Source organism: Cryobacterium sp. M91 (genome assembly GCF_002929615.1).
Lineage (GTDB): Bacteria > Actinomycetota > Actinomycetes > Actinomycetales > Microbacteriaceae > Cryobacterium > Cryobacterium levicorallinum.
Genome location: NZ_PJJT01000080.1, coordinates 1 through 12,414 on the forward strand (window position 1 = coordinate 1; position 12,414 = coordinate 12,414).

Sequence of the window (12,414 nt, forward strand, 5' to 3'; positions counted from 1 at the left end):
CCGCGCCGACGGGGAGACCATCTCGCGCAAGACCGTCGCTAAGGCCATGCAACGACTCGGATTGGTGGGCATCTGCCCGAAGAAGTGGAGGACCACCACGATCATTGACCACGCCGACGCGTACCCGATCGACGCGGTCAAGCGGGAATGGGATACCGGGGCCCTGAACCAGGTCTGGGTCGGTGACATCACTTATCTGAGGACTTGGGAGGGGTGGGTCTACTTGGCGACGGTGATCGACGCACACAGCCGCCGGGTCATCGGCTGGGCCATCGCCGCCCACATGCGGACCGATCTGATCGAGAATGCCCTCGTGATGGCCATGACGCTGCGCGGAGACAGGCCGGCGCAGGTCATCTTTCACAGCGACCGTGGCACCCAATATGCCTCGGCCCAGATCACCGCATTCGCGATCAAGAATGGCATCATACGCTCGATGGAATTGACCGGTATTTGCTGGGACAACGCGATGGCCGAGAGCTTCTTCGCGACGCTGAAAACCGAGTTCTACTACCGCCGAGTGTGGCCCACCCGCGACCGCGCTACTCGGGAAGTCGGAGCCTGGATCGAGGACCGATACAACCGTCGGCGCCGGCACTCCTCAATCGGAGATGTCAGTCCCGTCGACTTCGAACTGCAATACTCGTCACAGACCGCGGAAGTTCAACTCGCCGCTTAACCCGTGTCCACTAACCGGGGGCAAGGCCAGACCAACGCACCGCCGCGGATGGCGCGCCGCGTGGCGCCGGGAATCGGCAGGGCACCTACACGATGTCGTTGCGGATAGAGGGCTTAGCAGCCTGGTCCCGGCTTGGAAGCGTAGCTGCTCAAGTCTCGCGTCGAAGGGCAATGATTCCCACATAGGCGAGCAGTGCCGTCCTGAACGTTCCGAGAAGACCAGCGAGGAATGCCGCATCAACGCTGAACCCTCCGCTGAAGCTGATAACGACGTACCCGACAACCGCGAGCAGCACGAGGGCGACATAGGACAGTCGGACGAGCCAACCCACCGGTGAGCGAACGACGGACATGAGAATCACTGCCGCCAACGGTGCAAGCATCATCCCGCCGAAAAGCAGAGCGGGCGCCACCCGCACAGCGCGGCCAGAGCAGGGACCCATGAGGTTACACGCCGTGGGGAATCCTTGCGCCATCCAGAATACAAGCCAAGTAACGACCACAATGGCCACCGCGGGAAGCACTAATCCGAGGCGACTTTTCAACCGAATATGGGAAGTCATGAAACGAGTGTGGCATTACGGCGCGCAGAATGGAGCACTACAGAGTCGTAGGATGACAACTCGTTATCGCTCAGGCCGGGTGGCCAACTCCAAGGGTCCAAAGGCGCTTTTAATCAAGGCGAACGAGCGCCAAGCTCCGGGACCTCCAGCGCGAGCGTAGCGGTCGTGGCGCGGCGGCTCAACATCACTAGAAAACTCGGCGTCCCGCAGGGGGTTCCCTTTGCGCGCAACTCGCTCAGCGAATCGACTTGAGGAATCACCCTTCCACGCGATCGGTGCGCGTTCGGCTTATAGGACGATGCGGTGACAGGGTCAGTTCGTGCAGCCATCTGGGCCTAGCTGAAAGTGAGCACCGGCAGGGATCACGACGCCCGCGACTGAATGACTAGACCTTGAGATCGGTGCTTGGTCAGTTGAGCTGGCGCGTCAGTACCCGTGCCTGCCATGGAGAGAGAATCAGATTGTCTACGCCTTCCTTCGCCGGGTAGTTGTCGATTACTGTCAGCGCCGTTCGCCACACGTCTGCGTTCGGCAATATGGGACCCGGTAACTTACCAACCTCTAGGGATGCGTCGCCAAAGTTGGCCAACACGAGCAACTCCCGATCATCCAGGGTACGAGTAAAAGCTACGAGCACCGGATGCTCCGGACACAGCATTTCGAATGCACCACGTGCAATGACCGGTTCGGTATGGCGTAGCGCTATGAGGGCACGGTAGTACTCAAAGATCGATCCTGCCCGACCATGCTGCGACCGGGCATTGATGGTCGGATAATTTGGATTCACCCCGATCCAGGGCGAGCCAGCCGTAAAGCCGGCCTGCGGTTCGTCGCTCCACTGGACTGGAGTTCTCGCATTGTCACGACTGATGTGCCGGATGCCGCGGAGCACCTTCTCCGGTTCCTCGCCCAACTGGTCGACCGCCTCTGCGAAGTAGTTCAGCGACTCGATGTCACGAAAGTCCGATATTCCCCTGAACGGAACGTTGGTCATCCCGAGCTCTTCGCCTTGGTAGACATACGGTGTTCCTCGTTGCAGGTGCAACACCGTCGCAAGCATGGTTGCCGACTCGGCCCAGTAAGGACCATCATCGCCAAACCTGCTCACCGCCCGAGGCTGATCGTGGTTGTTCCAGTACAGGCTGTTCCAACCGACCTCGGCCAGGCCATCCTGCCATCTGGCAAAAGATGCTTTGAGTTCACGCACGTCCAGGGGGCGCGGATCCCACTTCCCGGAAGGGCCATGATCGAGGCCGACATGCTCGAACTGGAAGACCATGTCAAGTTCACGCCGAGCCGGGTCGGTGAATAGCCGCGCCTGGCCAACGGTCACTCCCGGCATCTCCCCAACAGCGAGAAACTGACCGACACGGCCGGCGAAGACACACTCGTGCATCTCGTGGAGGAATTCGTGGATCCTCGGGCCGTAACCATAATGCGGGAATCCGTCGGCGTAACGCTGCCCAGGTGCACAGACTCCGTCGGGAAGCGTCGAATCCTTCGAGATGAGATTAATGACATCCATGCGGAAACCGTCGACCCCGCGGTCGAGCCACCACCGCATCATCTCGTACACGGCTTCTCGCACCTCGGGATTCTCCCAGTTGAGGTCCGGCTGTTTGCGGGAGAACAGGTGCAGGTAGTACTCGCCGGAATCCTTGTCGAATTCCCAGGCCGAACCCGAAAAGAAAGACCCCCAATTAGTCGGTTCCGCACCGGGTTCTCCCGCGGTAGCCCCGTGGCGCGTCGGCCGCCACCAGTACCAGTCGCGCTTGGGGTTGTCGCGGCTCGAGGCGGATTCAACGAACCACGGATGTTCGTCCGAGGTGTGATTGACGACCAGATCCATGAGCAGCGTCATGCCGCGGCGATGAATTTCTGCCACGAGCACGTCGAAATCCGCCAGCGTACCGAAGACCGGGTCGATGGCCCGATAATCGCTGATGTCGTAGCCGTTGTCGTCGTGTGGCGATGCGTAAATCGGGGAGAGCCAGATGATATCGACACCGAGCCGCTCCAGGTGATCGAGATGCGCGATGATGCCGCGCAGGTCGCCGATTCCGTCTCCGTTCGAATCGGCGAAGCTGCGGGGGTAGATCTGGTACACGACCGACGATTGCCACCACGGCATGTCGTCAGTGCTGTCGTCGGAATCGCTACCGGTGCCTAACTGGCCTGGCTTACTGTTGTTCATGGGGCTCCGATTGGGGAACGAGAGAAGCCGCCACCCGGTTGGGCAGCGGCCTCGCTGACGTGGGCAGGAGCTACTTCTGAACCAGCGTCACCAGTGTGAACCCGCCGGCGCCAACGGATACCCGGCCCGAGCGGTCCGCCCCGTTACTGTTGTGACCCGCGGCCAGGAGCTTACCGGTAGCGTCGAACGCCTGCTGTTCCAGCAGGTAGCCCCGCGGCACTTCGCTCTTCCAGACGATGATGTCGTTGGCCGCGCTCACGTACAGGGTGGAGTCCCCACCGGATCCGGTGACGGCGACGGAAGAGATCAGCGGCTGGATGAGGAGTGCGTCCACGGAGGCCGTCCCATCGCTATGGCCGACGATCGAGGTGGCACCGGCGGCGAGGGTGCGTTCCAGCGAGAACGGGAAGATCCTTCCCGGTGCGTCCGTGATGCCTTGGGCGCCGGCACCGCCGTTGGGCGTGCTGCCCAGATCGATGCTCTTCCCGGCAGTCCAGGCCGTGCTCCCGGCCAGTTCAACCGTCTGGTTCACGATCGGGTAGATGTTCCGGGCCTGGTCGGCGGCCGGCACCGGAATCGACAGCGTGTCCCCGGCATCCAGCCCCACGTAGGCACCGCCTGACCAGTTGGACTCCCCGGTCCATGCCGAAGCGGGCGTCACGACGGATCCGCTGCCGGTGATGGTGCCGGATTCAGCCTCCATGACGCTCAGGCCGTTGGTGGAGACGGTCTCATTGATCCCCAGCGCCTTGGCCTTGAGAGCCGGATTCGCGTCGAGGATCAGCATGGAGAGCAGCGCATGGATTGTGGATTCAGCGCCGGAATTCGGGTTGACCCGTCCGTCCCGTTCGATTCCGTCGACGGCCGTTCCAGTGGCGGGGTTGTAGGCCGGGGCGCCGCTGCGGTTGGCTCCGAAGTACCAGCTTGCCGTGATGGCGGCGATGTCCAGCAGTCCAGGAGCGTCGGTGGCCTGTGCGGTGGCGACCAAGCTTTGCACTCGTGAGTCAATCCCGTAGGCAATCTGCGATTCACCGGGCGTCGGCGTCCATGCGTTGTCCGCTCCACCGGCTGCCAGGAGCTGTGGGGTGAACTGCGCGGCATCCTTGATAGCCGCCGTCAGCAGGTCAGGCCGGTCCAGCACGTCGGCGGCCGTGGCGACGGCGGCCGGAGCCATTCCGCCCCAGGCGTGCCAAAGCGTCTGTGACTTGTTCCACGGAAGGATGGCACCGAACGGCCACTGGTTGACCGATCCGGACGACATCGCGGCGATGCCCTCGGTCAGCTGAGTCAGTGCCGTGGTGGCGATGGCGTCGGTCGGTTCTGCGCTGGCATATGCGACAAGTCCGAGCACGGCCTCGGCCGAGGCATCCGCCCCACCCGCGATCAACCAGGCCGGGACCTTCACGCCGTCGGCCACGTCATAGTTGCCATATTCGGCCAGCGATTGCTCGTTCAGGGAGGCGAGCGCTAGGTGCAGGCGGTCTTGCAGGAAGGCGGCGAACTCCGGGTCGGCCGACTTGAACGCGGCGTATCCCTCTCCCAGTGCCCACACCGTGCGCGCCAACCAATAGGATTCGGCCGAGTCGCTCGGGTCTGGCAGTTCGACGGGTGTCGCACTGGGCGCCAGGCTGCCATCCGTCTGCTGCCAGAGCACTACGTTGCCGACGTTGGGGCCGGTCGTGGTCTGCAGGTAGGTGAGCGAGCGAAGAGTCTGGAATGCGTACTCCCGGCTGGTCTCATCGCCGGTCTGTTGCCAGTGCCGCAGGTAGACGACGGCGGTGCGGGAGATATCGTCCGCGTTGTAGGCGCCCTGGCTCCAGTGGCCGGTCACCGGGTCCAGCGAACCGCCGCCGACGCGCGTGTACCTGCCTTTGCTGTTGTCCGCATAGGTCCATGGAGCCAGGACCTTAGGATTCTCGTCAAGCCGGTAGGTGGTGTGTCCCTCGACCGCCGTGAGCTGCACGGTGTCGAGCAGAAAGTTCAGATGCGCCAGATTGGTCAGGGGCGCCGTCGACGTTGGCGAGCCGTGGGCGAGCGCTGACGCGGGTACCGCGGCCGCGGCGCTCGCACCCGCCAGGAGCATCGATAGCGCGGCAGCGAGGGCCACCGGCATGGATATCAGTCTTCGACGAACATGGTCGTGCGTCATGTGCCTCTCCTTGTTAGGGTCATGGGTGGGATCAGATCAATGAGACCTAAACGCGGTCGAGTTTGGCGATACCGATCTTGGAATCGGCCATTCCGTAGAACACGAATAGCTGGCCGGCGATCTTTTCGATCGCTGTTGGAAATACCACGTTTGGCACGATGCCAGAAATTTCGTCCTCGGTTTCGGGTGCCAGCAGTGGCTTGTCAGTGCGGGCGATCACGATGGACGGGTCATCGGCGTCGAGAATCATGGCGCCCGCGGCGTAGTTGACCTTCTGCTGATGGTCGAACGCCGATTTCTCCAGCGCCCCAGCGACACCGTGGTGGATTAGCAGCCAGCCCTCGTCGACCCGGATTGGCGCCGGCCCACCGCCGATCTTGAGCGCCTCGAACGGATACTCGCTCAGGGCGACGAGCTTGTGCTTGCCCATGTGCACCAGGTTGCGGATATCCGCCTGCACGTCGGCCACGGCGACGTAGGAGATCCAGATGCCGGGGCGGTTGTCGGTGAGGCCGGCGGGCAGGTGCTCACCCTCGCCTTCGCGGATCCAGCCCAGGTCCCACATGGGCCGGTGCAGCATCGCGTAGGACAGGAAGCCATCTGGGTCGTTCACCGGCTCGGGGAAGAACACCGCGTCCTTGTTCGGAAACAGGTTTAGGTCTAGGGACAGCTCGGCCTTGTACTCGAACAGGCACGGGCCGAGGCGTTCCCAGGTGCGCAGATCCTCGGAGTAGGCGAAGGCCAGGCGCGGCCCCATCGGTCCGTACGCCACGTACGTCATCAGGTGTCTGCCAAGGGACGGCACCCAGGTGACGCGCGGGTCTTCGGTGCCGGCGTTATTCCGGCCGCGTTCCCAGCCCTCGTCGGGGGCGAGCACGATGCCTTCGCGCTCGACGCCGGAGGGTACGCCGTCGTCACTGATGATGATCCTGGCGATCCCTACCCGGGAGACGTTTCCCTTGGCCACTAGCCGCGGCAGGAGGTAGAGCACGCCGTCGGGGCCACGGCCGCTGGCAGGGTTCAGCACACCTTCGGCTTCGAGGTCGTTGCCCTCTTCCGGCGTCATGATGACGCCGGCGCGGGTGAGCGTAAACGGAACGGTTGGCAATGCAGATGTTGGTGCGGAGTTCATGAGTCAGTTAGCCCTTTACGCTGGATCCGAGATTGGTGGAAATGAATTGACGCTGAAAGAAAATGAACAACGCGATGGCGGGTGCTGCGAGCACACAGGCGCCGGCCAGAATTGCCCCGAACGGATTGGAGGCTGTCGCCGCGATGTTGGAGATGTAGTTGGCTAGTGACACGGCCAGCGGCTGAAGGGCCGCATCTTTCGTGATAAGGAATGGCCAGAGAAACTCGTTCCAGGGGCCGATGAAGGTCAACAGGATGGCCGTGACGATGGCCGGGCGCACCAGCGGGATGGCGATCTGCCACAGAATCCGAAGCTCGCTGGCGCCATCGATCCGGGCCGCCTCGAATAGGCTCGCGGGCAGCTGTAGGAAATATTGCCGGAATACGAATACCGCGGTGGAGTTGATGGCGAACGGCAGGATCATGCCGAGGTAGCTGTCGGCGAGGCCGTAGTCGCGCGCAATCATCACGTACAGTGGGATGAGCAGCAGTTGGAACGGGATCATCTGTACCAGCAGCATCATGCCGAATACCACGCCCCGGCCCCGGAACTGCATCTGCGCCAGGGCGTAGCCCACCAGGAGGCCGAACACTACGGTGCACAGGATGACGCCGCCGGTGAAAATGCCCGAGTTCATCAGACCGGTCAGCAGACTGATCCGGTCGTTGATCTCGGTGTAGTTTTCCAAACTGAGATTGGCTGGATTGGGAAAGGCACCGGCTACCGACGTGTCTGGTGAGGCCTGCAGTGAACCGATGAGCATGTAGTAGAACGGGAAGAGGAATACGAAGGCGCCGACGGCGAGCAGCAGAAAGCTGCCAACTGTCAGGTTCCGGCGTTTCTCAGTTTTTTCCTGGTGAGACTTGATCCGAGCCATTTCAGTCCTCCTTTCCGCCGACGAGGCGTTTCTGAATCAGGGCGACCAGCAGGACGCCGAGCACCAGCACGACGCCCAGTGCGGCCGCAATATCCGGGTTTCCCTGAAGGATCCCCTTTTGGTACATCAGGAATACCGGAGAGCTGGATGCGCCGTCCGGCCCGCCGCCTCCGGTGAGCAGGTAGGGCTCCGTGAACAGATTGGCACCGGTAATAGTGGCGAGGAGGGTGACCAGTACGCTGGCCGAGCGCACGCCGGGGACGGTGATGTTCCAGAATTGTGCCCACTTGTTTGCGCCGTCCACGGAGGCGGATTCGTAGTGTTCTTCTGGGATGTTCTGCAGCGCGGCCAGATATAGCAGGATGAAGAATCCCAGCTGTTTCCAGGTCACATACAGCGCGACGGTGGGCATCGCCAGCCAGGAGCTGACCAGCCAGGATGGGTCGGGGGCCAACGGACCGAGCAGGGCGTTGACCAGACCGTTCTCCTGGAACAGGAACAGCCACACGCCGACGACGGCGACACTGGCCGTGACGTAGGGCACGAAGTAGCTCACACGAAAGAACGTCCGCAACTTCGTCACCCGGTTGAGGGCGTTGGCCAGGATCAGCGACAAGCCGACCGTGAGCGGAACGTTGATGACCAGAAAAATCAGGATGTTGAGGAAAGAGCGTTGCACGGCCGGGTCGGACAGGATCGTGACGTAGTTGTCCAAGCCGACGAACGGCCGGTCCACCTGCACCCCGGGGGCGGTGAAGAAGTAATCGTGGAATGAGATGTAAACGGCATAGCCGAGGGGGAACGCCAGGACCCCGAGGATGTACACCACATACGGTGCGCTGAACAGCAGGCCCAGCGGCTGACGGCCCAGGAGAGATGTTCTCTTCCTGAGGCGCGTCAGCTTCCGGTTTGCCGTCACCCCGACCGGGTTGTCTTGGACGGTGCGGAGTGACATGGGAATCGCCGTTAGTTCTGCGCTACGAGTTGGTCAATTTTTTCGGCTGCATCTTGAAAGGCCTCGTCAATGCTTTCGTTTTCGAAGACCACGGATGCTGCGTAGGCCGTGCGAAAAGTCTGCCAGACCTCGACCGAGTTGGAAACGTTGGGCACCTCAACGGTGCGCGCAGCCTGGTCGGCGAACTGCCCATACGCCGGGTTCGCGGCGAAGTAGTCAGCGTAGGTGCTGGTCAGGTCTTCACGCATCGGCATCTGTCCAGTGAGCGCCAGAAGACTTCCGTCCTGCTCCTCACTTGTGGCGAACTTCAGCACCTCCCAAGCCGTCCCCTGGTTCTCGCAGGCGGAATACAGACCGATGTTCTTGGCGTCTGAGAAGGTATAGCCGTCATCCTGCGCCTCGGCACCGGGGATCGCGACGGCGCCCCAGTTGACCGCGTCCTTGTAAGCATTGATGGCCCACGGACCGGCCAACGACATGGCCGACTTGCCCTCGGCGAAGGAGTCGCCCTGGTACACCTCTTTGGAAGCCAGGTTCTCCTGGTAAAGGGTCTCGAACATTGTGGCCACCTGCTTGCCCGCTTCGCTGTCGAAAGTAGCCTTGCCGTCCTCAACCAGTGAGGCACCATTAGAGTTGGCCGCATAGAACGGGTAGAAGTCGAACCACGACTGGAAGAAGTCACTGGCCGGGGAAGGCCAGATGGCGTTCTGTACGGCGCCGGATTCCACCAGTGCCCGTGCGGTGTCGAGGAATTCAGCCTGAGTGGCCAGCTGCGGGTTCTCAGCGTCCAGACCTGCCGCGGTGAAGATGTCCTTGTTGTAGAACAGCACCACCGGGTTCGATTTCCACGGCATCTGGTACGTCTTGCCGTCGCTCGACTGGTACTGGCCGGCTAGGTCCCCAGTGCGCTCCGCGAGGTAGTCGGCACCATCCGGGAAGGAATCCAATGCCACCAGGCCGCCCTGTTTCTGGAACTGAGGCACGGCCACCGGGGCGGTGTTGAAGACCAGGCAGGGGGCGTTGCCAGCGGTGATGGCGGCGCCGATGACTTCCTCACTGCTCTTGCCGGCCGGGATTTGCTGGCCGGTGACCTGCTCATCCGGGTTGGCGGCGTTCCAGTCGGCCACCATTTTCTCGGCCCACTGGACTTCAAATTCGTTGTTGGAGTACCAGACCTTGATCGGACCGGTCGCGGTGAGTGCTCCGCTCGCGTCCTTGCTGTCGCTCCCCCCGCTACTGCAGGCTGCCAGGACGATGGTGCCCGCCACGGCGACGGCCGTCATGGTAAGTCGGCGGGCAGTGATTTTTGAACGCTTCATTGCATCTCCTCGGAAGGTAACTGTGTTGGTGCAGGGTGTTAGGTCGAAACGAATCTGACCGGTCCGGTAGAGCTTCGGACCAGAAGCTTGGGTGGGGGAAGAACGATGTCCTGCCCGTCGTGGGTGCCGGCGATCTGGTCCAGCAGCACCGTGGCGGCCAACCGACCCCACCTAAGCGGGTCAGACGAGATCGTGGTCAGCGGTGGATTGAGATACTGGGCAAATTCGGCATTGTCGAAGCCGGTAATAGATAGGTCATCGGGCACGGTAAACCCGTGGGTCTGGGCGAACGACTGCCCAGCGGTGGCCATCAGGTCGTTGGCGTACACGATAGCGGTGGGTCGATCCGGCCGGCGCAGCAGGGTTTCGGTGGCGGCGATCCCCCCGGGCGCGGTGAAATCGGCGTCGACGAAGAGGTCAGCTGGTAACCCGGCCGCGGAAAGTGCCCTTTCCCACGCAAGACGTCGGCTGCGGCCGTGAACGTAGGCCTGCGCTCCGCCGACATGGGCGATGCGGGTGTGCCCCAATCTGATGAGATGGTCGACAGCGTCCGTGATTGCGTCCGTGTCATCCGTGCGCAGGGCAGGAAACGGGGAGGGTGTATCCGAACGCTCCAGCGTGACTGCGGGAAGCTTGAGTTCCTGGAGGAGGGCAATCCTGGAATCGTCGTTTCGCATGTCGGTGAGGATCACACCATCCACTCGTCCACCTTCGACGAGCTTGCGGTAGCTGCGCTCCTCCGCGTCGGAATCGGTGGCTATGGTGAGGACCAGAGTGTATTCATGCTCGACCAGGGTGGATTCGATGCCGGCGATAAAGGCGGGAAAGAACGGGTCTGTGCCCAACAGCTTCAGATCACGAGCGACGACGAGCCCTAACGCAAAGGCCTTCGATGAGGAGAACCCCTTGGCGCGCAGGCTCGGCTTCCACCCGAGCTGTCTAGCTGCCTCCATGATGCGCTGGCGGGTCACGTCGCTGACGCCCGGCCGTCCGTTGAGCGCATAAGAGACGGCCCCCTTGCTCACGCCGGCCGCACGAGCAACGTCGCTGATCGTGACCGCCATACGTCTGCCTCCTTGCAACGACAGGCCAGTGACTAGGTTCACTGAACCGGTTCAGTGAACCCGACTCTAACCGGGTCCGGTGCCAAACGTCAAGAGTGCACAAATGATCGGGTCGGGCACCTACCGTCACAGCTCGCTAAAGACCGGGGAGTCAAGTCGCCGCCCGGGAGACACACCGAGGCTGACCCATAGGGGTTGGCTCAGGCTAGATCGAGGCCACCCTAGGTAAGCTATCGGCGCGGGGGCGTATCCTCATGAGGAACGAACACCTTCGGGAGCCGGCCAGCTTCGACATCGATCTCGGGTTGACGACTGCGGACGTAATTGCGGACCGTCGAAATTACGACAGGTCGGCCGCAGCATGCCCGTCTGCAAGCCGCGCGAAAACCCGGCGCGCGGTATGACCCTGCTTGCGCGGAGCATCTCGTCGATGGCGCCCTCGAGCGCATCCAACCGTGGCGCCGTGCGAACCCGCACCTTCCGCTCCGGCGGCTCAGCTTATGACAACGCCAGACGGACTGTCGGCGGCCAGTCACGGTCACCGAACAGCGTCATCTGAACTACCGGCTCAGAGCGGTCCAAGCGCAACGATTCACCATCACGCGCTCGAAATCGCTACTTATGCAACCGCAGATCGACCGACGAGACGCCTCGCAACCCACGGGCGACAAGACGCTGACTACCCACTCTGAGCCAACGCAGAAAACCAAGTCGATGCGCCAAATAGCGAGCACAGAACGCCGCCACAGACCACCGAAATCCCGAAATCATATACTGAAGCGTCCCGTTGAGGGTTCCGTTTACGGGCGCCTATCTCGGGCCGTTGCCCTGCAGCGACGCCATCCGGCAATAGCAACGGACATCGCCATCACGCCGAGGGTGACCAGTACGAAGGTGGCAGTTGGAGTCATGCGGCTCGCTATCTCTTTCGGAACGCTCAGGTGAGCTTCTTGAGCATCTTCACCGAAGTTGTTTCGTACCCAAGCGAGTTGTAAAGCCCCCGGGCGCCGGTGTTGAATCCGAAGACGCTCAGGCCGAGAGACTGCGCTCCGTGTGAGTGTGCGTATTCCTCGCCGAGGAGCATTGCCGCTCTCCCGAAACCCTGACCACGCTGGTCAACGTTGATGACAACGTCCCAGACCCACCACGCCCCTGGATCGGCGCTGACGTCCTGTCCGATCCACAGGTATCCCACTGCGGCACCCGCCTTGTTCATGACGTGAAAGACCTCATTGCCAGGGCTCGGAGCACCATCCGGGAACAAACGAGCCATGCTCTCGACGGCTCTGCGTTGAGCTTCCTCATGCGATCCACCCTGGGTAACCAAATCACTTACGTATTCGGTGCAGCTGCGGTCCAACCACGCTGGGAACTCGCTGGTGAGGATTCGCTGAAGGGTCACAGTCATCCGTCAATTCTTCCAGACAAGTGTCGCCGGCCAACGATTCCTGGTCGCAGCAGATTCGGTTTATGCGACCCCATC

At 62.1% G+C, this 12,414-nt stretch carries 10 protein-coding genes and 1 pseudogene; 1 reads left to right on the forward strand and 10 read right to left on the reverse strand.

What is annotated here, in order from left to right:
- The coding region (locus CXY80_RS07050) for an IS3 family transposase (RefSeq protein WP_146070696.1) at window positions 1-679 on the forward strand (679 nt) is incomplete at its 5' end.
- Between the two features lie 148 nt (window positions 680-827).
- Here CXY80_RS07050 and CXY80_RS07055 read toward each other — a convergent pair.
- From CXY80_RS07055 to CXY80_RS07095, 10 genes and pseudogenes are all read right to left on the reverse strand, one after another.
- Window positions 828-1,241, reverse strand: a complete 414-nt coding sequence (locus CXY80_RS07055) for a hypothetical protein (protein ID WP_134476899.1) — start codon at window positions 1,239-1,241, stop codon at window positions 828-830.
- A gap of 409 nt (window positions 1,242-1,650) precedes the next feature.
- Window positions 1,651-3,435: an alpha-glucosidase gene (locus CXY80_RS07060; RefSeq protein WP_369828652.1), complete on the reverse strand. Its 1,785-nt coding sequence runs from the start codon at window positions 3,433-3,435 to the stop codon at window positions 1,651-1,653.
- 70 nt (window positions 3,436-3,505) lie between these two features.
- Entirely contained in the window at window positions 3,506-5,584 is a 2,079-nt protein-coding gene (locus CXY80_RS07065) for a hypothetical protein (RefSeq protein WP_104132072.1), read from the reverse strand.
- 46 nt (window positions 5,585-5,630) lie between these two features.
- The gene (locus CXY80_RS07070) at window positions 5,631-6,716 is read right to left on the reverse strand and encodes a glycosidase (protein WP_104132073.1); all 1,086 of its coding nucleotides are present in this window, start codon (window positions 6,714-6,716) and stop codon (window positions 5,631-5,633) included.
- A 7-nt stretch (window positions 6,717-6,723) separates the two neighbouring features.
- Entirely contained in the window at window positions 6,724-7,593 is an 870-nt protein-coding gene (locus CXY80_RS07075; RefSeq protein WP_104132074.1) for a carbohydrate ABC transporter permease, read from the reverse strand.
- A 1-nt stretch (window position 7,594) separates the two neighbouring features.
- Window positions 7,595-8,548, reverse strand: coding sequence for a carbohydrate ABC transporter permease (locus tag CXY80_RS07080; RefSeq protein ID WP_104132075.1), 954 nt, complete (start codon window positions 8,546-8,548; stop codon window positions 7,595-7,597).
- 11 nt (window positions 8,549-8,559) lie between these two features.
- Window positions 8,560-9,867 (reverse strand): extracellular solute-binding protein, encoded by a 1,308-nt coding sequence (locus tag CXY80_RS07085; RefSeq protein ID WP_104132076.1) that lies wholly within the window; start codon window positions 9,865-9,867, stop codon window positions 8,560-8,562.
- Window positions 9,868-9,905: 38 nt separating this feature from the next.
- A complete protein-coding gene (locus CXY80_RS07090; protein ID WP_104132077.1) occupies window positions 9,906-10,931 on the reverse strand; it encodes a LacI family DNA-binding transcriptional regulator in 1,026 nt (341 codons plus the stop codon).
- 242 nt (window positions 10,932-11,173) lie between these two features.
- Window positions 11,174-11,453 (reverse strand): annotated as a pseudogene (locus CXY80_RS20075) (IS21 family transposase); the annotation flags it as partial.
- Window positions 11,454-11,868: 415 nt separating this feature from the next.
- Complete coding sequence (locus CXY80_RS07095; protein WP_233195105.1) at window positions 11,869-12,204, reverse strand: N-acetyltransferase; 336 nt, start codon at window positions 12,202-12,204, stop codon at window positions 11,869-11,871.
- Window positions 12,205-12,414 lie beyond the last annotated feature (210 nt).

Bases quoted from the DNA above. Each gene is read 5' to 3' on its own strand.
- CXY80_RS07060 (WP_369828652.1), bottom strand. From the start codon at position 3,435: ATGAACAACAGTAAGCCAGGCCAGTTAGGCACCGGTAGCGATTCCGAC.
- CXY80_RS07055 (WP_134476899.1), bottom strand. From the start codon at position 1,241: ATGACTTCCCATATTCGGTTGAAAAGTCGCCTCGGATTAGTGCTTCCC.
- CXY80_RS07065 (WP_104132072.1), bottom strand. From the start codon at position 5,584: ATGACGCACGACCATGTTCGTCGAAGACTGATATCCATGCCGGTGGCC.
- CXY80_RS07080 (WP_104132075.1), bottom strand. From the start codon at position 8,548: ATGTCACTCCGCACCGTCCAAGACAACCCGGTCGGGGTGACGGCAAAC.
- CXY80_RS07075 (WP_104132074.1), bottom strand. From the start codon at position 7,593: ATGGCTCGGATCAAGTCTCACCAGGAAAAAACTGAGAAACGCCGGAAC.
- CXY80_RS07095 (WP_233195105.1), bottom strand. From the start codon at position 12,204: ATGGCTCGTTTGTTCCCGGATGGTGCTCCGAGCCCTGGCAATGAGGTC.
- CXY80_RS07085 (WP_104132076.1), bottom strand. From the start codon at position 9,867: ATGAAGCGTTCAAAAATCACTGCCCGCCGACTTACCATGACGGCCGTC.
- CXY80_RS07070 (WP_104132073.1), bottom strand. From the start codon at position 6,716: ATGAACTCCGCACCAACATCTGCATTGCCAACCGTTCCGTTTACGCTC.
- CXY80_RS07090 (WP_104132077.1), bottom strand. From the start codon at position 10,931: ATGGCGGTCACGATCAGCGACGTTGCTCGTGCGGCCGGCGTGAGCAAG.